The sequence below is a fragment of the Streptomyces abikoensis genome, from assembly GCF_014648775.1.
In the GTDB taxonomy this organism is placed as follows: domain Bacteria; phylum Actinomycetota; class Actinomycetes; order Streptomycetales; family Streptomycetaceae; genus Streptomyces; species Streptomyces abikoensis.
On the sequence record NZ_BMRT01000001.1, the window covers coordinates 990,966 to 1,014,616 of the forward strand.

Sequence of the window (23,651 nt, forward strand, 5' to 3'; positions counted from 1 at the left end):
CTCAAAGGGCCTCTTCCCAGCCTCTGGCACCCGGTGCCAGACTCGGAGGATGATCAAGCGATCGTCCGAAGCCACGGACCGCGTCTGGGCGTTGCTCGGCGGGGATCCCGCGCTCACGGCCTCCGTCGAATACACGGGCCCGGAGACGGCCCTGTCCGGCCGGCTCCCGGCCCGGCTCCCCGTCCGGGAGGCGGCCCGGGCCACGGTGGCCGTCTGCGCGCTGGCCGCCGCCGAACTGCTCGCCGCCCGGCGCGGCGGGCCGCCGCCCCGCGTGCGCGTCGACGACGGCGCCGTCGCGACGGCGTTCGCCAGCGAGCGCCACGTGCGCCGTGACGGCCGCGCCCCGGCCTCCTTCGCCCCGCTGTCCCGCTTCTGGCGCACCGCCGACGGCTGGGTGCGCACCCACGCCAACTACTCCCACCACCGCGCCCGCCTCCTCGCCGCCCTCGCGGTGCCCGACCCGGGGCCGGACGCGGACGCCGCTCCGCTCGTCGACCGGGTCGCCGCCGAGCTGGCCGGCCGGGAGGCCGCGCGGGTGGAGGAGCTGGTGTGCGCGGCCGGCGGGCTGGCCGTCGCCGTGCGCACCCCCCACGAGTGGGCCGTCCACCCGCAGGGCGCGGCGGTCGCCCGGCGTCCGCTGCTCGCCCTGGAGCGGCTCGCCGAGGGCCCGGCCCGTGAGCTCGGGGCGCCCTCCGGCGCGCTGCCCGCCGAGGGCCTGCGCGTCCTCGACCTCACCCGGGTCCTCGCGGGCCCGGTCGCCACCCGCACCCTCGCCCTGCTCGGCGCGGACGTGCTGCGCGTCGACTCCCCCTCCCTGCCGGAGAGCCAGGAGCTGCACGACGACACGGGCGCGGGCAAGCGCTCCACCGTCCTCGACCTGGCCCGCACCGCCGACCGCGCGACCTTCGAGGAGCTGCTCGCCACCGCCGACGTCGTCGTGACCGGCTACCGGCCCGGGGCGCTCGACCGGTTCGGCCTGTCCCCGCAGGCCCTCGCGGAGCGCCGGCCGGGCCTGGTCGTCGGCCAGCTGAGCGCCTGGGGCAGCTACGGTCCGTGGGGCGACCGGCGCGGCTTCGACAGCCTCGTCCAGGCCGCCTGCGGCATCGCCGCCACCGAGCCGGGCCCCGACGGCGGCCCCGGCGCACTGCCCGCCCAGGCGCTCGACCACGGCACCGGCTACCTGCTGGCCGCCGCCCTGCTGCGCGCCGTCACCGAGCAGCGTGCCATCGGCGGCACCCATCTGGCCCGCTTCGCCCTCGCGCAGACGGCGGCCTGGCTGGCCCGTGACGTGCCCCACGACGAGGGCGTGCCCGCGCCCGGCGCCGACGGTCACGACCCCACGCCCTGGCTGGCCGAGGCGGAGGGCCCGCTGGGACGGCTGCGCTACGCGCGCTCCCCCGTGGAGTTCACGGGCTCCCCGCGCGACTGGGCCCGGCGGCCCGGACGCTGGGGCTCCGACGCCCCCGCGTGGCTGTGACAGGACCCCCGCCGAAAGCCCCTCCGAAAACCCTCCGAAGCGCCCTCCGAAGCGAAAGGGAGCCCGACGCGTGGCCACCACCATCCGCCGAGCCGTGCTGACCCTGCCCGCGGCCTCCCCCGGCCCGGAGAACCCGCTGCCGCGGCTGGGCACGCGCGGCGACGTCCACCGCCTGGACCGCGCCGCCATGGCGGGCCTGCCGCCCGCCATGGCCCGGCGGATGCGCTACGCGCCGCTGCGCTCCCTGCTGCCCGTCCGCCGCCGCGACGACTACATCCGCACCCGGGTCCCCACCGACCTCGACGCGATCGTCATCGAGAACGACCGGCTGCGCGCCACGGTCCTGCCGGGGCTCGGCGGCCGGGTGCACTCCCTCGTCCACAAGCCGACGGGCCGCCCGCTCGTCTACTCCAACCCCGTCCTCCAGCCCGCCGGCTTCGCCCTCAACGGCGCCTGGTTCTCCGGCGGCATCGAATGGAACATCGGCGCGACCGGCCACGGCACCCTCTCCGTCGCCCCGCTCCACGCGGCCCGCGTGCCCGCGCCCGACGGCGGCGAGATGCTGCGGCTGTGGGAGTGGGAGCGGCTGCGCGACCTGCCCTTCCAGGTCGACCTGTGGCTGCCCGACGGATCCGACTTCCTCTACGCCGGGGTGCGCGTCCGCAATCCCCACCACCGCGCCGCGCCCGTCTACTGGTGGTCCAACACCGCCGTGCCCGAGACCCCGCGCACCCGGGTCCTCGCCCCGGCGGAGGCCGCCTGGCACTTCGGCTACGACCGCGCCTCCCTGCGCCGGGTGCCCGTCCCCCACTGGGACGGCGCCGACCGGACGTACCCGGCGGACGGCACCCGGCACGCCGACTACTTCTACGACCTCCCCGACGGCGAACGCCGCTGGATCGCCGCGCTCGACGAGCACGGCCAGGGGCTCGTCCAGACCTCCACCGACGCCCTCACCGGCCGCAAGCTCTTCCTGTGGGGCGCGGACGAGACCGGGCGGCGCTGGCAGGAGTGGCTCACCGAGCCCGGCACGGGCGGTTACGCCGAGATCCAGGCGGGCCTCGCGCCGACCCAGCTGGAGCACGTCCCCCTGGAGGCGGGCGGGGAGTTCGCCTGGCTGGAGGCGTACGGGCCGCTGACCGCCGACCCCGCCGCCGTCCACGGCGCCGACTGGGCGGCGGCGCGCGCCGAGGCCGCCGCGCGGCTGGAGGCGGCGCTGCCGCGCGCCGCCGTCGACGCCGCGTACGCGGCGTGGCGGCCGTACGCCGACCACGAGCCCAAGGAGACGCTGGCCACCGGCTCCGGCTGGGGCGCGCTCGAGGTCGAGCGGGGTCGGCTGGAGCTGCCGGGCACGCCGTTCCCGGTGCCCGCCGAGGACGGCGAACAGCGGCCGTGGCGGGCGCTGCTGCGCACCGGCGCGCTGGGCGAGGAGGGCCCGGAGCCCGGCCCCTCCCTGGTCTCCCCCGCGTGGCGGGACCTGCTGGAGCACGCCGAGCCCGCCCCGCACGCCTCCTACCACCTGGGCGTCGCCCAGTGGCACGCCGGCGACCGCGCGCAGGCCGTCCGCAGCTGGGAGCGCGCGCTCCGCCAGGGCATGGGCTGGCCGGCACGCCGCGCGCTCGCGGCGGCGGACGTCGAGCGCGGCCACCCGGAGCGGGCCGCCGAGCGCTACGCGCGAGCGGTGGCGGAGGCACGGGACGCGGGGGCGTCGCGGCCCGCACGGACGGCGCTGGCGCGGGAGGCGATCGAGGCGCTGCTGGCGGCCGGGCGGGCGGAGGACGCCGCGGCGGTGCTGGCCGGGCTGCATCCCGCCGCCCGGGCGCGGGGGCGGTTCCGCTTGCTGGAGGCACGGGTCCGCCAGGCGCGGGGGGACGCGGCGGGGGCGCGGGCGATTCTGGACGCGGGGGTGGAGGTGGAGGACCTGGGCGAGGGGGAGACCTTCCCCTGAGCCGCCGCGCCCTCGTACCGTGGAGCCGATCCACCGTCGAGTTCCGCGCCGGCACCCGCGCGGAGAGTCCGCTGGTTCTGGACCCCGACGCGATGGCGTCGCTGCTCGCCCAGCTGGAGCGGGCCACCGTTCAGCGCGGCAAGGCGCGGTGGGCCGCCTCGAAGCGGTAGGCCGCCGCGTCGCCAGGCCGACGCCGTCGACGCCTCCGGGCCTCAGCGAGAAGCCGTGCCGGCCCGGGGCGGCGTGTTCTCGCGGCGCCCGGCGCGCCGGGCGTCGGCCAGCAGCAGGCCGGCCGCGACCAGGAGGATCAGCAAGGGCGAGGGTCCGTCGACCACGAAGCCGACGACGACCCACGCCGCCATGGCCCACGGGACGAACAGGGGCGGCCTCATACCGCGGCGGTCCAGCCACAGCACGGTCAGACCGACCAGGAGGAGCGGCGGCCCGAAACTGAACACCGAGTACCACCACGCGACGGTGGCGTCACTCATGTCGGGGTAGTCCCCCAAGTTCCACCCCCCGCCGAACCACGTTCCAGCGTGCTCGGGGGCCGCTTCGACGAGGCTGCCCACCGTGTGTCCCGTTCCGGCGAGGGTGATGATCCAGCCTGCCCACTTGACCATCCGATTTCCAGGCTCAAGCCGCTCCACAGCCGTGGTCCTCTCTGGTTATACAGTTATGTACAAGTCGAGGCTAGGCCGGTTGTACGGCCATGTACAACCAGTGGAAGGGCGAGGTGGGTCACACGATGGGCAGGCTGCGCACACCGCGCGGGACGTGGGTCGAAGAGGGACTGCGGGCGCTGGCCACGGGCGGCGTGGACGCGGTGCGCGTCGAGGCCCTGGCCAAGGAACTGGGCGTCACCAGGGGCGGGTTCTACGGCTACTTCGCCAGCCGTGACGCGCTGCTGACGGAGATGCTCGACGCCTGGGAGCGGGAGAGCGTCGACGACGTCCTCGACCGGATCGAGCACGAGAGCGGCGACGTTCTGGACAAGGTCCGGCTGGCCGGGCAACTCACCTTCTCCAGCGACCGCCTGCTGTCCATAGACCTGGCCGTACGGGACTGGGCCCGCCGCGACCAGGCGGTCGCCGACCGCCTGCGCCGCGTGGACAACCGGCGCATGCAGTTGCTGCGCGACGCGCTCAGTACCGTCTGTACGGACCCCGACGAGATCGAGGCCCGCAGCCTGCTCGCCTTCTGCATGGCCATCGGCAGCCACTTTCTCGCGGCCGAGCACCCCGGCCGCACCCACGCCCAGGTTCGCGCCCGCGCCAGCGAGTTCGTCTTCGGCCGCTCACCCGGCGGGGTCGACCCCACGGACCCGTCGACGAGCTAGGGACTGGCGCACCTCCCCCCTGGGCAGCATCCGCACATGACCACCACCCTCCGCACGTCGACGCCCCGACTGACAACCCCCCGGCTGACGCTGCGCCGTTGGCGCGAGGACGATGTCGAGCCCATGGCGGCCATCAACGCCGACCCGGAAGTGATGCGCTGGATCCGCGACGGCTCGGTCCTGGACCGGGCGGAGACGGCGGCCGGGATCGCCGCGTGGGAGCGGGAGTGGGAGGAACGCGGCGTGGGGCTGTTCGCGGTCGAGGAGCGGGAGAGCGGGCGGTTCGCCGGGTTCGCGGGGCTGTCGGTGCCGGAGTTCCTGCCGGAGATCCTGCCGGCCGTGGAGATCGGCTGGCGGTTCGGCAGGGAGTTCTGGGGGCGCGGGCTCGCCACCGAGGCGGCCCGCGTCGTGCTGGACTTCGCGCTGCGCGATCGCGGCCTCGCGCGGGTGGTGAGCGTGCACGCCGTCGGCAACGACGCCTCCGAGGGCGTCATGCGCAAGCTCGGCATGCGGCCCGAGCGCCGGACCGTCCATCCGGCCCACGGCGGGCCGCTGTGCGTCCACGTCCTGGAGGCGGCCCCTTAAGCAGCGCTCGGCAGCGCCCCAAAGGGGCGCGGGGAACTGCGCGACCAGCCACGACGCGCCCGCGGATGACTAGCCCGCCTTCCAGCGGAGCGCTCACGCGTCACGCGTTCGGCCGCCCCGCACGTGCCCCGGCCCGGCGGAGCGGCCAGCGTGGACGGCGGCGGCCTTTGCGTCGTCCGTCCCGCCCGCGCCGAAGGAGGCCCCTCTTGGCCGTCGACCCGCCCGTATCCGCCCACGCCGCCGGCCGGCTCCACGCGGCGGGGCTGGGCCTCCAGGGTCAGGTGCCGGGCATCCTCATGGCGGCCGAGGGCGAGCGGATCGGCGCGATCGCCGCCGGGGACTACCACAGCCTGGCCGTCACCGACGACGGGCGGCTGCTGGTCGCCGGGCTCGACGACTACGCCCAGGTGACCGGGATCTTCGCGCTGGCGCGCGGTGAGCTGGTCGGCGCCGTGGCCGCGGGCGGCTTCCACAGCCTCGCGGTGACCCGGGACGGCCGGCTGCTGGCCGCCGGGAAGGACCAGAACGGCCAGGTCACCGGCGCCCGTGACGCGGCGCGCGGCAAGAAGGTCACGACCGTCGACGGCGGCGCCGTGCACAGCCTCGCCGTGACCGAGGACGGCGAGCTGCTCGCCGCCGGGCACGACGGCGACGGACAGGTGTCGGGCATCCTGACGGCGGCCCGGGGCCACCGGATCACCGCCGTGGCGGCGGGCGACTTCCACAGCCTCGCGGTGACCGAGGACGGCCGGATCCTGGCCGCCGGCCGCGACGACGACCGGCAGGTCTCCGGGATCCTGGCGGCGGCGGACGGCCGGAAGGTCGTCGCCGTGTCCGCCGCCGCCCTGCAGAGCCTGGCCGTCACCGACGACGGCCTGCTGCTCGCCGCCGGCCGGGACGGGCACCACCAGGTGTCCGGCATCCTGCGCCTCGCCCAGGGCCGCAGGGTCACGGCCGTCGCGGCGGGCCATCTGCACAGCCTGGCGCTGACCCGGGACGGCGAACTGCTCGGCGCGGGCAAGGACGGCGACGGGCAGGTGTCGGGGATCCTGGAGGCCGTGCGGCACCGGCACACCGCGCGGATCGCCGCGGGCGGCTATCACAGCCTCGCCGTCGTCGCCCCCGACGGGCCCCGGGGCCGGGTGATCCGGGCGAACTTCCACGCGGCCGACGACGCCGGGCCGGACGTGACGCTGTGGCTCCTGCGCCGCGAGGACAACCTCGACGTGGCCCTGACCTCCCATCAGCCCGCCCAGGAATTCGGCATCCGGGAGGACGTACCCGTGACGCTGGAGATCCGGCGGGGCGGGGACGAGGTCCTGGGCGACGGCATCGTCCGTTTCAGCTACGACGAGACCACCCGCACCGTCGGCGTCGACACCCGGGCCAGCCGCTTCCCCTCCCACCTGACCTGCACCGGGCACGGCGCCAACCGCTTCACCTTCACGTTCACCGGAACCGGCGCCGGGTGAGCGACAGAGGGCACCCACCCGTCACATCAGCCCCGTGACGCTCCTGTCGTACTCGCTCCTGTCGTACTCGGCGAGCACCCGTGAGGCGCCCACCGGCAGGTCCCACAGGTCCTCCCGGGGCCGGCCCGTCGCCGCCCACGCCGCCCGCACCCGCCGCAGCGGCTCCAGCGGCGGCTCGGCGGACAGCAGGAACGTCGCCCAGTGCATCGGCGCCAGCACCCGCGCCCCCAGGTCCCCGCAGGCGCGCACCGCCTCCTCCGGGTCGGTGTGCACCGGGCTCAGCATCCAGCGCGGGTCGTAGGCGCCGATGGGCAGCAGCGCGACATCGATGTCCGGATAGCGCTCGCCGATCCGTTCGAACCAGAAGCCGTAACCCGTGTCCCCGGCGAAGTACACCCGCCGTCCGTCCGGCGCGGTCAGCACCCAGCCGCCCCACAGCGACCGGCACGTGTCCGTGAGGGTGCGCTTGCTCCAGTGGTGGGCCGGGACGAAGTCGAAGCGCACCGGGCCCGCCGGGCCGGGCAGCTCGACCGCCTCCCACCAGTCGAGATCGGTCACCCGGGTGAACCGGCGGCGGCGCGCCCAGCCGGCCAGGCCCGCCGGCAGCAGCAGCGGGGTGTCGCGGGGGAGCCGCTTGAGGGTGGGCGCGTCGAGGTGGTCGTAGTGGTTGTGGCTGATGACGACGGCGTCGATCCTCGGCAGCGCCTCCCACGGCACCCCCACCGGCGTCACCCGGGGCGGGGTGCCGAGGATCCGGCGGGACCAGACCGGGTCGGTCAGCACCGTCAGCCCGCCGACGCGCACCACCCAGCTGGCGTGCCCGGCCCAGGTGACGGCCAGCGAGCCGGCGTCGGCGGCCGGCAGCGGGCCCGGCTCGACCGGCAGCAGCGGGACCTCGCGGAGCGCCGCCGCGCCGGGCCGCAGCCGGCCCTCGCGGGCCAGCCGGGCCATGGCGCGCACTCCCGGCAGCGGTGCGGTGAGACGGTCGGCGAACGAGCGGGGCCAGGAACGGACCTGGCCGAGCGGGCGCGGCTCCCCGAGAGGACGCGGCTCCGCGAGAGGGCGCTCGGTCTGTTCGGTCATCTGGGGCTCCATTCGTGGGGAACCGGAACCTGGCGGTACGGGCGCGGGGCCCGCGCCGTCGTACGCCCACCGACTGACGGTAGATCAGTCACCGGAGAGTTCACTGAACGCCGATCCAAAAGTGGACAACGCCTCCACGACATCCGGATCCGCCAGCGGATCCGGGGTACTCAGGGCACGACACCACCGGTCGTCGCCGGTGCCGAGGAACGGTGGAGTGGAGATCCGCACCCGCAGCGCGTCCGGGTCGTCGCCGAACCGGTGGCCGCCGGGCACCGGACGGCCGAGCGCCGCGCTCAGCCGCTCCTCCAGCTCCACGGAGTCGGTGACACCCCGCGCGGCGAGGGGCTCCCGCAGCTCGCCCAGGTCGGCGTAGAGGTGCGGCCCGGTGCGCGGGGGCCGGCAGAGCACCCCGGCGGCGTCCAGCCGCTCCCGCGCCGCCTCGCCCAGCAGCCCGTACAGCCGGGCCGTGGCGGCGGACCGGGCCCGGACGGGCTCCGGTTCGGTCAGCGCCCAGCCCACGGCCGCCGCGACCGGCGGCGGCAGTTCGGCCCGTACCGCCGTCAGCAGCGAGACGGCGCGGGCGTACAGGGCGGGGCCGGCTCCCCCGGCCGGGAAACGGGCGATCGCCGCCGGCCAGCCGACGGGGGCGAGCGGGCCCGCGAGGTCGGTGAGGACGACGACCCGGTCCGGGTACATCTCGGCGGGCCCCACGAACACCGTCTCGTGCGGGTCGTGGAGGGTGTCGCGCCATGTCTCGTCGCTGACGACCGTCAGCTCCTCGGCCGCCGCCGCCTCGCACACCTCGTGCAGGATCTCCGGCGGGGCGACCGTCCCGGTGGTGTCGTCGGCCACCGACAGCACCAGGAAACGCGGCCGGCCGCCCTCGGCCCGGATCCTGCGCACGGTCTCCAGCAGCGCGTAGGGGTCGGGCACGCCACCGCACTCGGCCGGCACCGGCACGTGGTACGCCAGCCGCCCGGCGAGCCTCGCCAGCGGGCTGTACGACGCCGAGCACGGCCGGGTCAGCAGCACCTCGCCGCCCGCCGAGGCGAACAGGGCCAGCAGCAACGGCTGGGCACCGGGCGCCGCGAGGACCCGCCCCGGCTCTGTCGGCAGGCCGCGCCGCGCCCAGTAGCCGCAGGCGGCCTCCCGCAGCGCCCGCCCGCCGCCGACCGGTTCGGGGCCGGCCAGACCGGCCGCCCCCGCCAGCCGCTCGCCCAGCTCCGGAAGCACGGGCAGCCCGCGCTCCGGCGGCGGGAGGGCGGGCGGTACCTGCTGCATCCTCACACCTTCGCAGATCACGGGGTGCGCGGCGGCCCGACACGGGCGGCGGAGTGAACAAAGCCCGCCGTCCCGGATGCCAAGACGGCACTCTCACGATGCGAGAGAACGGCCTACGGTGGAAACGCCACTTCACGACGGAGCGAAGGGACCACCATGCCGGAACGACACGACGAACGGAACACGGCGAGCACCGTCTACATCCACGGCCACCACGAGTCCGTGCTGCGCTCCCACGGCCGCCGCAGGGCCGCCGACTCCGCCGCCTACCTGCTGCCCTCGCTCGAACCCCACCACCGGATCCTGGACATAGGCTGCGGCCCCGGCAGCATCACCGCCGACCTGGCCGCCCGGGTGCCCCACGGCCGGGTCACCGGCCTCGACGCCGCCCCCGGCGTCCTGGCGACCGCCCGCGCCACCGCCCGCGAACGCGGCGTGTCCAACACCGACTTCACCGTCGGCGACGTCCGCGCCCTGGACTTCCCCGACGGCTCCTTCGACGTCGTCCACGCCCACCAGGTGCTCCAGTACCTCGACGACCCGGTGGCCGCCCTGCGCGAGATGCGCCGGGTGTGCCGCCCCGGCGGCATCGTCGCCGTGCGCGACGTCGTCTACACGGCCATGACCTGGTACCCGCGCGTCCCCGGCCTGGAGGACTGGCAGCGCCTGTACGTGGACGTCGCCCGCGCCGGCGGCGGCGAACCCGACGCCGGCAGCCGACTGCTGTCCTGGGCCCGGCGGGCCGGCCTGACCGACGTCACCGCCACGGCGGGCGCCTGGTGCTGGACGGGCGCCGAGCAACGCGCCTGGTGGAGCGGCCTGTGGGCCGACCGCACCCGCTCCGACCCGTACGCCCGCCACGCGATCGAGGGCGGCCACACGGACCGGGCGGGCCTGGAGGCGATCGCGGCGGCCTGGCACGAGTGGGGGCGTCACGAGGACGCGTGGTTCTCGGTGCTCCACGGGGAACTGCTCTGCCGGGTCAACTAGCCTGCTTTTCATGAACATTCTGGGGACTTCGCTAAGGGTGTGCGTGAGCGATCTGGAATCGGCGATCGCGGTGTACGAACGACTGACCGGCACCGAGGCCCAGCGCTTCCGGCGCGGCGGGGTCTCGGTCGCGGCCGTCGGCTGCTTCTTCCTGATGAGCGGACCGGAAGCCGAACTCTCCGTCCTGCGCAACATCACGGCCACGCTCGCCGTCACGGACGTCGACCAGGCCCTCGCCGACCTGCGCGCGGTCGGCGCGCAGATCATCGCGGGGCCGGTGCGAACGCCCATCGGCAGCAACCTGGTGGCCCGTCACCCGGACGGGTCGGTGTTCGAGTACGTGGACCGCCGGGCGGGGTGACCTGGGGGGCGGGTATGCGGGTACGCCCTCCCGTAACGGGAACTCGTACCCGCGTATCCGCCGTTCGGCGGCGCCTGGCCATCGCGGTGGGCATACCCGTGGGGCCGGCGCCCTCGGAGTACGAGCAGTTGCACGCCCCCGGCTGGGGGTCGTTCCACCTCGTCGGCCTCAGCCTGGTGTCGGAGTTCTTCGCGGTTCTCGCCCTCGGGCTCGTGCAGGGCTGGGGCGAGATCTGGCCGCGCTGGGGCTCGGTGCGCTCGCCACCACCGTTTTCGGCGCGTTGTTCGTCTACACGTCGCTCAACGCCGACATGCGGGCTTCCGCCTGGGGCATTACTACCGGCGCCGCAGGTAGGACCTCCGGCGCCGTCGTGGGCGGCGCGTGCCGGTCTTCTCAGCCCCCCGCCACCGCGATGGCCGCCGCGTGTCCGGCGCCCGCCTCGACGTCGGTCAGCGTCCACCCGGGCGGCGCCACCGGTACGGAACCCGTGCCGACGTACGTGACCGCCGGGCTCTCGGCCAGACCCGTGCCCGTCCCCTTGAGGTAGGCCTCCTTCCGCGTCCAGCAGCGCGCGAACGCCGCCGGGCGCTCCGGTTCCGGGAGGGCGGCGAGTTCGGCCGTCTCCGCCGGGTGGAGCATCGGGGAGACGTCGGCGACGACCGCCGCCGACTGCTCCTCCTCGACGTCCGCTCCCACCGGCGTGTCCGCGAAGGCGAAGAGGGCCAGTTCCCCGGCGTGGGAGAGGTTGAAGTGCAGCGGTCCGGCGACGGCCGGGCGGCCGTGGGGGCCGCCGCAGCCGGGGCAGGGCTCGCGGGTGAGGGCGACGTCGGCCGGCGGGAGGCCGAGGTACGCGCCCAGGAGGCGGCGCAACCCCACGTGCGAGGCCACGAAGCGCTCGCGGTGGAGGGGGCGGAGGAAGCCGGCGGCCCGGGTGCGTTCGTCGGCGTCGAGGTCGTCGAGCGGCCACGTCGACCCGTCGGCGATCCTCAGCAGCCAGACGTCCGGGCCGCCGCCCGGGCGCCAGGGCCCGGGCAGCGGGTCGCGGCCGAGCTCCCGGGGGCGGATCACGGCGCCTCCGGGAGAGCGGTCCGACCGGCCTCGGCGGCGGCATCCGCCGAGGCCGGAGTCGTGGGGGCGGGGCGCTCCAGGCGGCCGTCCGCCGTCCAGCGGGCCGGGGTGCCCGTGCGGTACATCCGGCCGCCGGGCGGGCCGAAGGGGTCGCCGACGAGGTGTTCCCCGGCGGCCCCGTGACCGTGGGCCGGCCGGTCGGCGGCCACGTACAGCTCGCCGGTGACGCCGGGCGGGCACGGCTGGAGGGCCGCGTCGAGCACGTACAGGCGGGTGTTCCAGGCGGGCCGCCCCAGGGGTACGGGCCCGCGCTCGCCCGGCTCGCAGCGGTGATGGGCGGCGCCGGCCGCCTCCCCCGCCCCGTACACCAGGTGCAGCGCCACGTCCGGGAGCGCCCGGTGGAAGGCGTCGACGGCCTCGCGGGAGGGCGCGTCGCCCTCGCAGACGACCCGCCGCAGCGAGCTACCGCCGAGGGCCGCCAGCTGCGACCTGTCGCAGCGGACCGTCGTGACGCCCCGTTCGCGGACCGTACGGGCCAGGTCCCCGTTCTCCGGCAGGACCACCGTGGCGCCTTCCCGCAGCGGCCACAACAGCTCCCGCAGCGATGCCTCCGAGCCGGCTTCGGCGTGGCGCAGCACGCGGTCACCGGCCGTCAGTCCGCACCGGTCGCTCAGCCAGCGCAGCCCACCGTCGAGCGTGGCGTGCGGGACGAGAGTTCCGCTGGTGGAGCCGGTGGAGCCGGCGGAATAGGCCCCGTGGTGCGGGGTGAGCGCGCGGCCGGGGTCGACGGGCGGCTGTCCGGCGACGGCGGCCGTCACGGCGGGGTCGTCCAGGTCGACGACGAGGACGTCCGGCAGCGTGCGGCTCGTGGCCGCGTCGGTCACGACGCACACGGCGGCGGGGTCGTCGGGGCCGGTGAGCGCGCCGCCCGCCTTGAGGACGGCGAGCACCGCCACCGTCTCCCGGACGGAGAGGCCGAGCGCCACGGCGGCCCGCGCCCCGGGCCGGACGCCGAGGCCGGCGAGGTGCCGGGCGAGGCGGGAGGCCCGGGCGTTGAGCTCGCCGTACGTCAGGGTGAGGTCGCCGTGGACGAGGGCGGGGGCGCCGGGCGTCCGGGCGGCGCGGGCCTCGACCGGGCCGATGAGGGTGGTCGGGGGCAGGGCGACGGCCGTGTCGTTGAACTCCGTCAGTACCCGGGCGCGCTCCTCGTCCGTGGCGATGCCGAGACCGGCGAGCGGCCGGTGGGGGTCGCCGTCGGCGAGGCGGGCGAGGAGGTCGACGAAGCGGCGCTGGTGGGCGGCGAGCTCCCGGGCGTCGTACAGGGCGGGGTTGGCGTCGTGGTCGACGCGCAGGCCGGTGCCGTCGGCGCGGTCGTAGACGCTGACGGTCAGGTCCGCGGCGGGGCCGCCGGAGAGGTTGTGGGCGGTGGAGGGGGCGCCGGCGAAGGTGAGCCCGTAGTCGAAGGGCATCACGTTGACCTGGGGCGCGCGGACCGGTTCGGCGGGGCGGTGGCGCTGGTGGCGGCGCGCGGCGCGGATGCCGAGGTCGGCCTGGTGGGCGAGCTCGGCGAAGGTGGTGTCGGGGGTGACGGTGAAGCGCAGCGGCAGGACGTTCATGACCATGCCGGGGATGCGCAGGGCGACGGATCCCATGCGGCCCATCATGGGCAGTCCGAGGGTGACGCGCTCGCTGCCGGTGGCCCGGGAGAGGTAGAGGGCCTGGGCGGCGAAGAGGACGTCGGGCCAGGTGGCGCGGACGGACGCGGCGAGTTCGCGCAGCCGGGCGGTCTCCTCGGTGCCCAGGTGGGCGGTGCTCCGGAGGGCGGTACCGGAGGGGGGCGCGGTGCGGCCGGCGAGAGTGGGGGCGTCGTCGTCGGCGGCGTGGCGGAGCCAGTGCTCGCGGTCGCGGTCGTGGGCGGCGGAGCCGCGGTAGGCGGCGTCCTCCTCGACGAGCGCGGCGAGCCGTCCGAAGGGGCCCGGGCCGGGGTCGGTGCCCGCGACGAGGGCGGTGTAGACGTCGGCGGTGCGGCGGGCGAGGAGGGAGTGGCCGTAGCCGTCGAGGACGGCGTGGTGGACGCGCTGGGACCACAGCCAGCGCTGTTCGCCGACGCGCAGCAGGCCGTGGCCGAAGAGCGGGCCGCGGGCGAGGTCGAAGGGGACGGCCAGGTCGGCGCGCATCCGGGCGTGGGCGGCGCCCATGGGGTCGCGTTCGGCGCGGAGGTCGGCGGTGTGGAGGGGGAAGCCGTGGCCGGGCGGCGGGATGTCGACGGGCAGCTGCCGGGGCCCGGCGGGCGTGTCCGCGATCCGTACGCCCAGGGTGTCCGCCTCGCGGGCGACGCGGTACAGGGCCTGGGCGAAGAGCTCCGGGTCCAGCTCGCCGCGGATGTCCAGGTACTCGGCGGTGGCCCACGCGGGGCTGCCCGGGCCGGGGGTCCGGGCGTGCCACACGGCCGACTGAGCGGCCGTCAGCGGCAGCCCCTCCGGCGCGAGGCGCCGGTCGGGTCCGCTGCCGCTGACGGGCCGCTCGAGTGCGGTGGTCGTCATGCCGAGGCCCCCAGCAGGGGTGCCCACTCCTCGATGGCCGGCTTCTCCGCGAGGTCGACGAAGGTGACCTCGGTGCCGTGGTCGCGCCGCCAGCGTTCGACGAGGGTCATGATGCGGACGGAGTCGAGGCCGTAGTCCACGAGGTTCTCGTCGTCGGGGATGTCGGCCGGGTCCTCGCCCAGCACGTCGGCGACGTCGGCGCGGATCTGTTCCAGGGTCAGGGCCACGGTGCTCACTGTCCTTCGAAGACGCGGTCGGTGGTGGTGACGACGGCGCACTTGGCGGCCGCCCAGCGAAGTGCCATGGCGTGGTCGCCGGCGGAGAAGTCGGCGACGGCGTCGGCGACGAGGAAGGGCTGGATGTCGCGCATCCAGGCGTCGCAGGCGCTCATCATGACCCCGATGTGGGCGTAGACGCCGACGACGATCAGCTGGTCGCGGCCCTGCTCCGCCATCCGCTCGGCGAGGTCGGTGCGGACGAAGGCGCTGTACTTCCACTTGGTGAGCACGGTGTCGCCCGCGTCGGGGGCGACGGCGTCGACGATGGCCTTGGCGCGCTCGTCGTCGGGCAGTCCGGGACCCCAGAAGTCCTGTTGGAGGCCGCGCTCGGCGGGGCTCTGGCCGCCGGGCTGGGCGGAGTAGACGACGGGGACGCCGAGGCGGGCGCACTCCTTCTTGAGCCGTGCGATGTTGGCGAGCAGCTCGGTGACGGGCGAGGCGCCGGTCTCGAAGGCGTCGAGGAAGTAGTTCTGCAGGTCGTGGACGAGCAGCACGGCGCGGCGGGGGTCGACCGTCCAGGCGACCTTGTTCGCGGGGAGGTCCGCGGCGGTGGGCATGGGGTAGGGGGTGATGGCGGGGAGCGCCATGGTGACGGTGGCCTTTCGTGGTTCGAGCGGTGAGGTCTCAGTCGCGGGCGGCGGCGGTCGTCTCGCGCAGCCGTGCGGCGATGGTGGCGCGCAGGTCCTTCTTGGAGACCTTGCCGATGCCGGTCTGCGGGAACGCCTCGACGAACTCGACGCGGTCGGGCACCTTGAAGGCGGCGAGGCCGCGCTCGCGCACGAACTTCTTGACGGCGACGGACTTCACCGGCTCGGCGCCCGCGCGCAGCACGACGTAGGCGCAGGTGCGCTCGCCGAGGTAGTCGTCGGGCATGGAGACGACGGCGACGTCGTGGACGGACGGGTGGGCGAGGATGTGGTTCTCGATCTCCTCGGCCGCGACCTTCTCGCCGCCCCGGTTGATCTGGTCCTTGGCCCGGCCCTCGACGACGAGGTGGCCCGTCTCCGTGAGCCGTACGACGTCGCCGGTGCGGTAGAAGCCGTCGGCCGTGAAGGCGGTGGCGTTGTGCTCGGGGGCCCGCCAGTAGCCGCGGATGGTGTAGGGGCCGCGGGTGAGGAGGTGTCCGGTGGCGCCCACGGGCAGGTCGTTGTCCTCGTCGTCCACGACGCGGATCTCGTCGTCGGGCGAGATGGGGCGGCCCTGGGTGGTGACGATGGTGTCCTCGGGGTCGTCGAGCCGGGTGTAGTTCACCAGGCCCTCCGCCATGCCGAAGACCTGCTGGAGGGTGCAGCCGAGGGCGGGGCGGACGCGCCGGGCGGCCTCCTCGCTGAACTTGGCGCCGCCGACGAGCAGCACCTCCAGGCTGGAGAGGTCGTGCGGGGTGGTGGCGGCCGCCTCGGTCCACACCAGGGCCAGCGGCGGGACGAGGCCGGTGAGGGTGACGCCCTCGGCCTCGATCAGCGGGAAGGCCACGTCGGGGCTGGGGCGGGGGGCGAGGACGACCCGGGCGCCGGCGTAGAGGGCGCCGAGGGTGCCGGGCGAGCTGAGGGGGAAGTTGTGGGCGGCGGGCAGCGCGCAGAGGAAGACGCTGTGCTCGTCGACTCCGCAGATCTCGTTGGAGCCCCACAGCGAGTAGATGTAGTCGTCGTGGGTGCGCGGGATGAGCTTGGGCACGCCGGTGGAGCCGCCGGAGAGCTGGAGGAAGGCCAGCTCGTGCGGCTGGGGCGCGTCGTCGATGGCCACGGGCTCGGCCGGGACGTCGGCGAGGGCGGTGTGCTCGCCGGGGTCGCCGACGACGAGGACGTGCTTCAGGGTGGGGACGTCGGCCCGCACCTTGGTGGCGAGCTCACGGTAGTCGTAGCCCTCGGCGACGTCGGCGATGACGTAGGCGGCCGCTTCGGTGAAGGCGCAGAAGTGGCGGATCTCGGTCTCGCGGTGCGCCGGGAGGGCGAAGACGGGCAGGGCGCCGATGCGGAAGAGGGCGAAGACGACCTCGAAGAACTCGGCGACGTTCGGCAGCTGGAGGACCACGCGGTCGCCCTTGCCGATGCCGCGCGCGAGCAGGCCGGCGGCCAGCCGGTCGGCGCGCAGGTCGAGTTCGGCGTACGTCCAGCGGCGTCCCTCACCGGCCGGGTCGACGATCGCGATCCGGTCGGGGTGCTTCTCGGCGCGGTCGCGCAGCATCTGGCCGAACGTTTCGCCACGCCAGTAGCCCTTGGCCCGGTAGCGCTCGGCGAACTCCGCCGGGTATCCGGGCGCGTCGTCGATGTCCTCGATCTTCTTGGTGACCGTCACTGGTCGACCCCCACTGCCTGAAGGAACGTCTGGAACTTGGCGCCGGTCTCGGCGGTCTCCGCCTCCGGCGAGGACTGCTCGACGACGCCCGCGCCCGCGAAGAGGCGCAGCGTGCGCTCCTCGGCCTCGGCGCAGCGGATGGTGACGACCCATTCGCCGTCGCCGCTCGCGTCACCCCACCCGACCATGCCGGTGTAGGCGCCCCGGTCGAAGGGCTCGAGCTCCCCGATGACCCGGCGGGCGGTGTCGGTGGGGGTGCCGCACACAGCGGGCGTCGGGTGGAGGGCGCAGGCCAGTTCCAGGGCGGAGACGGCGGGGTCGGCCGGCTCGCCGACGACGGTGGTGGACAGGTGCCACATCGCGGCGGTGCGCACCAGGGTGGGGCGCGCGGGCACGTCGAGGGTGCGGCAGTAGGGGGCGAGGGCCTCGCGGACGGCGTCGACGACGACGGCGTGCTCGTGCAGGTCCTTCGCCGACTCCAGCAGCCCGGCGGCACGGCGGACGTCCTCGGCGAGGTCGGCGCTGCGGGGTATGGAGCCGGCGAGCGGGTTGGCCACGAGGCGGCCGCCGCGCCGGGAGACGAGGAGTTCGGGGCTGGCGCCGAGCAGGGTGCGGCCGGGGCCGGAGGGGACGGCGAAGGTGTAGCCGCCGGGGTCGCGGCGGGCGAGGCGCTGGAGCAGCGCGGGCAGGTCGAGGTCGCGCGAGGAGCGCAGTTCGAGGGTGCGGGCGAGGACGACCTTGCTGAAGTCGCCGCGCTTCATGCGCCGTACGGCCTCGGCGACGGCTCTGCCGTAGGCCGCCGGCTCGGGTACGGGCCGGATGTCCCAGTCGGCCGCGGCGGGGGCGGCGGCGGGCAGGGCGACGAGCGGGTCCTCGGCGAGCGGCGGCGCCCAGCGGACGGCCTCCGGCACGGCGAGCGCGGCGGGGGCGGTCTGGTCGAAGGGCACGGCGCCGACGACGACGGGCGCGGGGTTGCCCGCGAGGAGTTCGGCTTCGAGGGTCTCGGTGACCCGCCGGTGCAGGGGGGCCGTGCCGTGCGGGACCTCGGCGCGGGTGCCGTGGGCGAGCAGGGTGCGGGTGGGCGAGGCGAAGAACCGGGCGCGGCCGGGTTCGTAGGCGTCGAGCAGCGAGGTGGCGGCGCCGACGGTGGCCGTCGGGTCCACGGGGCCGCTCGCGCTCGGCCGGTCGGCGACGGGGTGAACCGTGGTCACCTGCTGCTCCGTTCTCCCGGTGGATCGCACCGGGTATGGGGGTGTTGAGGGGCCCGGGTGGGGCTGATGTAGGGGGTGCGGGTGCGGCCCGGTGGGCACAAACCGCGGCTAGGCGCGGAGGGTGGCGCCGCCGTCGACGTAGAGGTCGTGCATCGTGATGTGCCGGGCGCGGTCGGAGACCAGGAAGAGGACGGCGTCGGCGATGTCGGAGGGCTCGGCGATCCGGCCGAGGGGGATGCCGACGCGGTACGAGCCGGGGTCGCCGTCGATGACGCCCGCGGGCGGCTCGTCGCCGGACCACAGGGAGCGCTGCATCGCGGTGTCCGTGGAGCCGGGCGAGACGACGTTGCAGCGGACCCCGCTGCGGGCCAGCTCCAGCCCGAGGCACTTGGTGAACATGGTGGCGGCGGCCTTCGAGGCGGCGTACGCGGCCATGCTGGTGCGCGGCACTCCGGCGGCGTTGGAGCCGACGGTGACGATGCACCCGGAGCGGCGCCCGCTCATCCGGCGGGCGGCGGCGCGGGAGGTGTTGAAGACACCGGTGGAGTTGACGTCGAAGGTGCGCTTCCAGTCCTCGTCGGTGATCTCGACGACGGGTGAAGTCCGCAGCACCCCGGCGACATTGACGAGGATGTCGAGCGGGCCGGCGGTGCGCTCCACTTCCTCGAAGACGGCCTCGACGGCCCGGCTGTCGGAGACGTCGGCGGTGTAGTGGGTCACCTTTTCGGTGCCGTATTCCGTCTCGAGCGCCTTGACGCCGTTCTCCGTCGCGTCAACGGCCGCGACGCGCGCTCCCTGGGCGACCAGGGCGCGGGTCACGGCCTCGCCTATGCCCTGCCCGGCGCCGGTGACCAGCGCGATCCGGCCGGCCAGTGCGGACTGCTCCACAGCGGTTTCCCCCATTCCACTCGAATTAAGGTAAGCCTTACCTTACACAACATCTTCACCAGGGGGAATTGACGTGCGGCCGGACAATCGGGCGCCCCGTCAAAAGCCAAGGAGGCCAAGAGGACAACGCAAAACCCGAGGGAAACAGATGTCGACCATTAGGTTAGGCTAACCTCATGCGACTCGTCGTCGAACAGCTCACCGCCGGATACCCCGGCCACCCGGTCGTCCACGGCGTGGACCTGACCGTCCCCGAGGGACAGGTCGTCGCCGTCGTGGGGCCCAACGGCTGCGGCAAGTCCACCCTGTTGCGCTCCATCGCCCGGCTGCACCAGCCGGACTCCGGCACGGTCCGGATCGGCGATGCCGACATCTGGCGGCTCACCCCTCGCAGGGCGGCGCACCGCATCGCGCTGCTCCCCCAGTCGCCGCAGGCGCCCGAGGCCGTGACCGTCGCCGGGCTCGTCCGCTACGGACGCCACCCCCACCAGGGCCTCTTCCGCCAGTGGTCGCGCGAGGACGAACGGGCCGTCGAGGCCGCGCTGGAGGCCACCGGCACCGCCGCGCTGGCCGGGCGCCGGCTCGACCAGCTCTCCGGCGGCCAGCGCCAGCGGTGCTGGCTGGCCATGGTCCTCGCCCAGGAGACGCCCGTCGTCCTGCTGGACGAGCCGACGAGCGCCCTCGACCTGGGGCACGCCGTCGACGTCCTGGAACTCGTCCGCGAGGTCGCCGCGGCGGGCCGCACGGTCATGATGGTCCTCCACGACCTGGCGAGCGCCGCCCGCTACGCCGATGTGATCGTGGCCATGCGGGACGGGCGCGTCGTCGCCCACGGCCCCTCCCGCGAGGTCGTGGACGCCGCCCTCGTCCGCGAGCTCTACGGGGTCGAGTCCGACATCCTGGCCGCCCCCGGCGACGGCTCCCCCGTCGTCGTCCCCGCGCCGCGCCGACCCGCCGCCGCCCAGGCGGTCCGGGCGGCGTGAGTCACCCCGGCCGGCCCCACGACCCCGGCCACGAGCCCGTCACTTGACGAGCTCCAGGACGGGTATGCCCGGCACCTCCATCCCGAAGGTCTGGGCGTAGAGGGAGAGTTCCGCCTCCAGCGCGCGCACGATGTTGCGCTGCTCACGGAGGCCGTGGCCCTCGCCCTCGAACGCGAGGTACGCGTGCGGCACGCCCCTGCCCTCGACCGCCGCCAGGAACCGCTCCCCCTGCTCGGGCGGGCAGACCGGGTCCTCCAGGCCCTGGAGCAGCAGGAAGGCCGCGGTGAGCCGGTCCGCCCGGGATATCGGCGAGCGCTCCCGGTAGCGGTCGGGGACGTCGGCGAGCGGGCCGACCAGGTACTCCGGATAACGCGACTCCAGGTCATGGGTGCCGCCCGCCGCCATGGCCGACAGATCCAGCACCGGGAAGCAGATGGCCCCGCAGGCGTAGAGGTCCGAGGACACCAGCGAGGCGGCCGTCGTCCAGCCGCCCGCGCTGCCGCCGCGTATCGCCAGCCGGGCCCGGTCGGCGCCGCCCTCCTCGGCCAGCGCCTCCGCGACGGCCGCGCAGTCCTCCACGTCCACCACGCCCCACCGCTCCCTGATCCGGTCGCGGTAGGCCCGCCCGTAGCCGGTGGACCCGCCGTAGTTGACCTGGACGACGCCGATGCCCCGCGAGGTGAAGTAGGCGATCTCCAGATCGAGCACCAGCGGCGCCCGCCCGGTGGGCCCGCCGTGCGCCCACACCACGAACGGCGGCGCCTGATCGGCGGGTGCCGTGTAATCCGGGCTGTGCGGCGGATAGACGTGGGCGTGGACGTCCCGCCCGCCCGGCCCGGTGAAGGTGCGGATGAGGGGCTCGGGGTAGTAGGCCGGGTCCACCGCGTCCCGGTGCCGGGCGCCGATCGCGCGGGCCCTGCCCGTACGGACGTCGAGCTCCACCACCTCGTAGCCGCTGCGCGGGCTGGCGGCCACGCCCACGACCCGCGAGCCGTCCGCCGCCAGGGTCGCGGCCCACTCCGTCCACGGCCCGGCGGCGTCCACCAGCTCCCCGGTGTCGGGGTCGAGGATCCCCAGCCGCTGGGCGCCCCGGCCGTGGACGACGGCCACCAGCCCACCGGCCAGCGGGGCGAACCAGCTCAGCCCCGGCCGCCACAGCGCCCCCGCGAACTCCTCCTCGCGCGGGCAGAGGTTGACGCCCTCCCCCGTCTCCGGGTCCACCCGGTACGGATTCCACCACCCCGTACGGTCGGTCACCGCCAGCAGCGACCCGTCGTGCGCCCACTCCACCTGGGCGACGGCCTCCGTCGCGCCGCCCAGCACCGTCCGCGCGCCCGTCAGCAGGGCACCGCCCGCGCCCTCCGTGACCTCGGCGACCTTCAGCTCCGTGCCCTCCCAGGGCATCCGGGGGTGGTCCCAGGCGAGCCACGCCGCCCGCAGGCCGTCCGGGGAGAGCCGGGGCCCGGTGACGAAACGGCTGTCGTCACCGGTGAGCTCGCGCACCGCCGCGCGCTCCTCGGCGGCCGAGCCGTCCAACGGCACGGCGGCTATCAGCCGCCGCAGCCGGTCCGGCCCCTCCCCGGTGAACTCCTCCAGCACGCACCACACTTCGCCGCGCTCCGGCAGCAGCACCGGATCCGCCCAGCGCAGACCGCCACCCACGGACGACACCGGCGTCAGCGGCCGGGGCCCGCCGCCGGCCGGGCCGTCCGGCTCCCACACGTACAGCCGCTGGTCCGCGAAGTGGACGAAGACCACCAGCGGCCCGCCGGACCGGCGGGGCACGGCCGCCCAGGGGCGGCCGCCGTACTCCATGACCCGGCTGCGGACGTTCCACGGCGCGGCCAGGGCCGGGCCCTCCTCGCCGCCGGAGCGCCGGCGCACCAGGGTCGACCGGCCGCCCTCCGCCGGACAGGAGGTCACCCACCACACTTCGTCACCGACCGTGCCCACGAACTCCGGCCGGCCGTCGTGCGCCGCGGCGAGCGCGGCGTCGATCGGGGACCGCCAGGCTCCGTAGGGCGCCGTGGACACCATGATTGCTACGCCTCCCAAGTAAAGTGATCCGAACTCGCTGTGCTCATGTGCTCATGTGCTCATGTGCTCATGTGCTCATCAAGAAGTGGTCGAGGACCCGGACGCCGAAGTGCAGCGCCTCGACGGGCACCCGCTCGTCGACGCCGTGGAACATCGCCTGGTAGTCGAAGCCGGCCGGCAGCCGCACCGGTGAGAAGCCGTAGCCGACGATGCCAAGCCGGGAGAACTGCTTGGCGTCGGTGCCGCCCGACATGCAGAAGGGCACCACGTGCCCCTCCGGGTCGAACGCCTCGATCGCCGCACGCATCCGCTCGAACACCGGGGCGTCCACCGGCGCCTGGAGGGCGACCTCCCCGTGGTAGTGCTCCCACTCCACGTCGGGCCCGGTGAGCCGGTCCATCGTGGTGCGGAACTCCTCCGCGCCGCCCGGCACCGTCCGCCCGTCGACGAAGCCGACGGCGACCCCGGGGATGACGTTGACCTTGTAACCGGCGTCCAGCATGGTCGGGTTGGCGCTGTTGCGCACCGTAGCGGCCACCAGCGCGGCCGCCTTGCCGAGCTTGCCCAGCAGCTCGTCCAGGTCCAGGCCGGGGGCGTCCACGTCGACGCTGATGCCCTGCACGGCCGCGATCTCCCGCAGCGCGGCCCGGACCGTCGGCGTGAGCCGCACCGGCCAGCGGTACTCCCCGATCCGGGCGATCGCCGCGGACAGATTGACCACCGCGTTCCGCGGGTTGATCTTCGAGCCGTGCCCGGCGGTGCCCCGCGCGGTCAGCTTCACCCAGGCGGAGCCGCGCTCCCCCGCGCCCACCGGATACAGCCGCAGCCCCCCGTCGGCGTGGAAGGTGTACCCGCCGGACTCGCTGATCCCCGTCGTGCAGCCCTCGAAGAGCACGGCGTGCTCATCGGCGAGGAAGCCCGCGCCGGGCACCCCGCTGTCCTCCTCGTCGGCGGTGAAGGCCAGCACGATGTCACGCGGGGGGCGCACCCCGGCCCGGGCCCAGGCGCGGACGACGGCCAGGACCATCGCGTCCATGTTCTTCATGTCTATGGCGCCCCGGCCCCACACCACCCCGTCCCGGACCTCCCCCGAGAAGGGGTGGACGGTCCAGTCGGCGGGCTCCGCCGGGACCACGTCCAGATGGCCGTGGACCAGCAGGGCCTCCGCGCCCCGATCGCGGCCGGGCACGCGCGCGACCACATTGGTGCGGCCGGGATCCCGCTCCAGCAGCACCGGCTCGATGCCCACTTCGGCCAGCCGCTGGGCGACGTACTCGGCGGCCGGCCGCTCCCGGCAGTCGCCACCGCCCCGGTTGGTGGTGTCGATACGGATGAGGTCCGAGGTGAAGCTCACCACCTCGGCCAGCGCCCGCTCGTCGATTCTCTCGACACCGTCTCTGTCGATACCGCCTCTGTCGATACCGTCCGTCCGCACGCCCGGCGGCCCGGACCCCGGACCCTGCCCCCCGTCGCCCCCGTGCGTCTCCTCAGCAGCCATACCGCTCCTCCACCGCGACCGGCGCGAGCGCCGTGACGCCCTGGAGCGGCGGATTGCCTCGTCCATGACGATCGTCACCGGCCACCGGCACTATCAGCACACCGTATGCGCCGGTGGCCGGGGAATCGGGCAGGCCCTCGCCCGCCCGCGCCCCGTTCACCCGGACGCCGGTGGCCGCCGTGGTGCCCGCCGAGATCAGGATCTTCATGCCTCGTCACGTTACGCGTCCGCGAACACCCCGACCAGGCCTGTGGATAACTCCGGCCGTCCGTACCGGCACAGCCGACGCGGGCAGCTCAGCCGGCACGGCC

At 75.3% G+C, this 23,651-nt stretch carries 21 protein-coding genes; 8 read left to right on the forward strand and 13 right to left on the reverse strand.

Going from position 1 to position 23,651, the window contains the following annotated elements; genetic code table 11:
* Positions 1-49 precede the first annotated feature (49 nt).
* Both IE096_RS04270 and IE096_RS04275 read left to right on the forward strand, forming a co-directional pair.
* Positions 50-1,477: a CoA transferase gene (locus IE096_RS04270; RefSeq protein WP_189448507.1), complete on the forward strand. Its 1,428-nt coding sequence runs from the start codon at positions 50-52 to the stop codon at positions 1,475-1,477.
* Between the two features lie 70 nt (positions 1,478-1,547).
* Complete coding sequence (locus IE096_RS04275) at positions 1,548-3,425, forward strand: DUF5107 domain-containing protein (RefSeq protein ID WP_189448509.1); 1,878 nt, start codon at positions 1,548-1,550, stop codon at positions 3,423-3,425.
* Positions 3,426-3,637: 212 nt separating this feature from the next.
* On the opposite strand, the gene IE096_RS04280 is transcribed toward IE096_RS04275, so the two are convergent.
* The gene (locus tag IE096_RS04280) at positions 3,638-4,048 is read right to left on the reverse strand and encodes a DUF6463 family protein (RefSeq protein WP_189448510.1); all 411 of its coding nucleotides are present in this window, start codon (positions 4,046-4,048) and stop codon (positions 3,638-3,640) included.
* Between the two features lie 125 nt (positions 4,049-4,173).
* Here IE096_RS04280 and IE096_RS04285 point away from each other — a divergent pair, with 125 nt between their 5' ends.
* From IE096_RS04285 to IE096_RS04295, 3 genes are all read left to right on the forward strand, one after another.
* Entirely contained in the window at positions 4,174-4,764 is a 591-nt protein-coding gene (locus IE096_RS04285) for a TetR/AcrR family transcriptional regulator (RefSeq protein ID WP_189449582.1), read from the forward strand.
* 36 nt (positions 4,765-4,800) lie between these two features.
* Positions 4,801-5,349 carry a GNAT family N-acetyltransferase gene (locus tag IE096_RS04290; protein ID WP_189448511.1) on the forward strand — a complete coding sequence of 183 codons (549 nt, stop codon included), beginning with the start codon at positions 4,801-4,803 and terminating at the stop codon, positions 5,347-5,349.
* Between the two features lie 206 nt (positions 5,350-5,555).
* Positions 5,556-6,821: an RCC1 domain-containing protein gene (locus IE096_RS04295; protein WP_189448513.1), complete on the forward strand. Its 1,266-nt coding sequence runs from the start codon at positions 5,556-5,558 to the stop codon at positions 6,819-6,821.
* Between the two features lie 21 nt (positions 6,822-6,842).
* On the opposite strand, the gene IE096_RS04300 is transcribed toward IE096_RS04295, so the two are convergent.
* Positions 6,843-7,904, reverse strand: a complete 1,062-nt coding sequence (locus tag IE096_RS04300; RefSeq protein WP_189448514.1) for an MBL fold metallo-hydrolase — start codon at positions 7,902-7,904, stop codon at positions 6,843-6,845.
* Between the two features lie 84 nt (positions 7,905-7,988).
* Positions 7,989-9,188 carry an aminotransferase class I/II-fold pyridoxal phosphate-dependent enzyme gene (locus tag IE096_RS04305; protein ID WP_189448516.1) on the reverse strand — a complete coding sequence of 400 codons (1,200 nt, stop codon included), beginning with the start codon at positions 9,186-9,188 and terminating at the stop codon, positions 7,989-7,991.
* 156 nt (positions 9,189-9,344) lie between these two features.
* Between IE096_RS04305 and IE096_RS04310 the strand changes: the two genes are divergently transcribed.
* Together IE096_RS04310 and IE096_RS04315 are read left to right on the forward strand one after the other, a co-directional pair.
* Positions 9,345-10,178: a class I SAM-dependent methyltransferase gene (locus IE096_RS04310; RefSeq protein WP_189448518.1), complete on the forward strand. Its 834-nt coding sequence runs from the start codon at positions 9,345-9,347 to the stop codon at positions 10,176-10,178.
* Positions 10,179-10,188: 10 nt separating this feature from the next.
* A complete protein-coding gene (locus IE096_RS04315; protein ID WP_189448520.1) occupies positions 10,189-10,539 on the forward strand; it encodes a VOC family protein in 351 nt (116 codons plus the stop codon).
* Positions 10,540-10,932: 393 nt separating this feature from the next.
* On the opposite strand, the gene IE096_RS04320 is transcribed toward IE096_RS04315, so the two are convergent.
* The 7 genes from IE096_RS04320 to IE096_RS04350 all read right to left on the reverse strand — a co-directional run bounded on the left by IE096_RS04320 (position 10,933) and on the right by IE096_RS04350 (position 18,837).
* Positions 10,933-11,607 carry a 4'-phosphopantetheinyl transferase family protein gene (locus IE096_RS04320; protein WP_229819904.1) on the reverse strand — a complete coding sequence of 225 codons (675 nt, stop codon included), beginning with the start codon at positions 11,605-11,607 and terminating at the stop codon, positions 10,933-10,935.
* Entirely contained in the window at positions 11,604-14,150 is a 2,547-nt protein-coding gene (locus tag IE096_RS04325) for a condensation domain-containing protein (protein WP_189448521.1), read from the reverse strand. The genes IE096_RS04320 and IE096_RS04325 overlap by 4 nt, the downstream gene beginning before the upstream one ends.
* Positions 14,147-14,377, reverse strand: a complete 231-nt coding sequence (locus IE096_RS04330) for a phosphopantetheine-binding protein (RefSeq protein WP_189448523.1) — start codon at positions 14,375-14,377, stop codon at positions 14,147-14,149. The genes IE096_RS04325 and IE096_RS04330 overlap by 4 nt, the downstream gene beginning before the upstream one ends.
* A 5-nt stretch (positions 14,378-14,382) precedes the next feature.
* On the reverse strand, positions 14,383-15,015 hold the full coding sequence (locus IE096_RS04335; protein ID WP_189448525.1) for an isochorismatase family protein: 633 nt from the start codon (positions 15,013-15,015) through the stop codon (positions 14,383-14,385).
* 37 nt (positions 15,016-15,052) lie between these two features.
* Positions 15,053-16,723 (reverse strand): (2,3-dihydroxybenzoyl)adenylate synthase, encoded by a 1,671-nt coding sequence (locus IE096_RS04340; RefSeq protein ID WP_229819905.1) that lies wholly within the window; start codon positions 16,721-16,723, stop codon positions 15,053-15,055.
* Entirely contained in the window at positions 16,720-17,886 is a 1,167-nt protein-coding gene (gene dhbC, locus IE096_RS04345; RefSeq protein WP_229819988.1) for an isochorismate synthase DhbC, read from the reverse strand. The genes IE096_RS04340 and dhbC overlap by 4 nt, the downstream gene beginning before the upstream one ends.
* A 156-nt stretch (positions 17,887-18,042) precedes the next feature.
* Complete coding sequence (locus IE096_RS04350; protein ID WP_189448528.1) at positions 18,043-18,837, reverse strand: 2,3-dihydro-2,3-dihydroxybenzoate dehydrogenase; 795 nt, start codon at positions 18,835-18,837, stop codon at positions 18,043-18,045.
* 161 nt (positions 18,838-18,998) lie between these two features.
* On the opposite strand from IE096_RS04350, the gene IE096_RS04355 reads away from it, so the two are divergent.
* A complete protein-coding gene (locus IE096_RS04355; RefSeq protein ID WP_189448530.1) occupies positions 18,999-19,805 on the forward strand; it encodes an ABC transporter ATP-binding protein in 807 nt (268 codons plus the stop codon).
* Positions 19,806-19,844: 39 nt separating this feature from the next.
* On the opposite strand, the gene IE096_RS04360 is transcribed toward IE096_RS04355, so the two are convergent.
* The 3 genes from IE096_RS04360 to IE096_RS04370 form a co-directional block, all read right to left on the reverse strand.
* Positions 19,845-21,842: a S9 family peptidase gene (locus IE096_RS04360; RefSeq protein ID WP_189448532.1), complete on the reverse strand. Its 1,998-nt coding sequence runs from the start codon at positions 21,840-21,842 to the stop codon at positions 19,845-19,847.
* Positions 21,843-21,909: 67 nt separating this feature from the next.
* On the reverse strand, positions 21,910-23,340 hold the full coding sequence (locus IE096_RS04365) for a M20/M25/M40 family metallo-hydrolase (RefSeq protein WP_189448534.1): 1,431 nt from the start codon (positions 23,338-23,340) through the stop codon (positions 21,910-21,912).
* Positions 23,330-23,548, reverse strand: coding sequence for a hypothetical protein (locus tag IE096_RS04370; RefSeq protein ID WP_189448535.1), 219 nt, complete (start codon positions 23,546-23,548; stop codon positions 23,330-23,332). Before IE096_RS04370 ends, IE096_RS04365 begins: the two co-directional genes overlap by 11 nt.
* Between the last annotated feature and the right edge of the window lie 103 nt (positions 23,549-23,651).

What these genes read in the sequence shown, in the direction of transcription:
- IE096_RS04270 (WP_189448507.1), top strand. Translation starts at nt 50, where the DNA reads ATGATCAAGCGATCGTCCGAAGCCACGGACCGCGTCTGGGCGTTGCTC.
- IE096_RS04280 (WP_189448510.1), bottom strand. Translation starts at nt 4,048, where the DNA reads ATGGTCAAGTGGGCAGGCTGGATCATCACCCTCGCCGGAACGGGACAC.
- IE096_RS04285 (WP_189449582.1), top strand. Translation starts at nt 4,174, where the DNA reads ATGGGCAGGCTGCGCACACCGCGCGGGACGTGGGTCGAAGAGGGACTG.
- IE096_RS04290 (WP_189448511.1), top strand. Translation starts at nt 4,801, where the DNA reads ATGACCACCACCCTCCGCACGTCGACGCCCCGACTGACAACCCCCCGG.
- IE096_RS04300 (WP_189448514.1), bottom strand. Translation starts at nt 7,904, where the DNA reads ATGACCGAACAGACCGAGCGCCCTCTCGCGGAGCCGCGTCCTCTCGGG.
- IE096_RS04305 (WP_189448516.1), bottom strand. Translation starts at nt 9,188, where the DNA reads ATGCAGCAGGTACCGCCCGCCCTCCCGCCGCCGGAGCGCGGGCTGCCC.
- IE096_RS04310 (WP_189448518.1), top strand. Translation starts at nt 9,345, where the DNA reads ATGCCGGAACGACACGACGAACGGAACACGGCGAGCACCGTCTACATC.
- IE096_RS04315 (WP_189448520.1), top strand. Translation starts at nt 10,189, where the DNA reads ATGAACATTCTGGGGACTTCGCTAAGGGTGTGCGTGAGCGATCTGGAA.
- IE096_RS04325 (WP_189448521.1), bottom strand. Translation starts at nt 14,150, where the DNA reads ATGACGACCACCGCACTCGAGCGGCCCGTCAGCGGCAGCGGACCCGAC.
- IE096_RS04335 (WP_189448525.1), bottom strand. Translation starts at nt 15,015, where the DNA reads ATGGCGCTCCCCGCCATCACCCCCTACCCCATGCCCACCGCCGCGGAC.
- IE096_RS04350 (WP_189448528.1), bottom strand. Translation starts at nt 18,837, where the DNA reads ATGGGGGAAACCGCTGTGGAGCAGTCCGCACTGGCCGGCCGGATCGCG.
- IE096_RS04355 (WP_189448530.1), top strand. Translation starts at nt 18,999, where the DNA reads ATGCGACTCGTCGTCGAACAGCTCACCGCCGGATACCCCGGCCACCCG.
- IE096_RS04360 (WP_189448532.1), bottom strand. Translation starts at nt 21,842, where the DNA reads ATGGTGTCCACGGCGCCCTACGGAGCCTGGCGGTCCCCGATCGACGCC.
- IE096_RS04365 (WP_189448534.1), bottom strand. Translation starts at nt 23,340, where the DNA reads ATGGCTGCTGAGGAGACGCACGGGGGCGACGGGGGGCAGGGTCCGGGG.
- IE096_RS04370 (WP_189448535.1), bottom strand. Translation starts at nt 23,548, where the DNA reads ATGAAGATCCTGATCTCGGCGGGCACCACGGCGGCCACCGGCGTCCGG.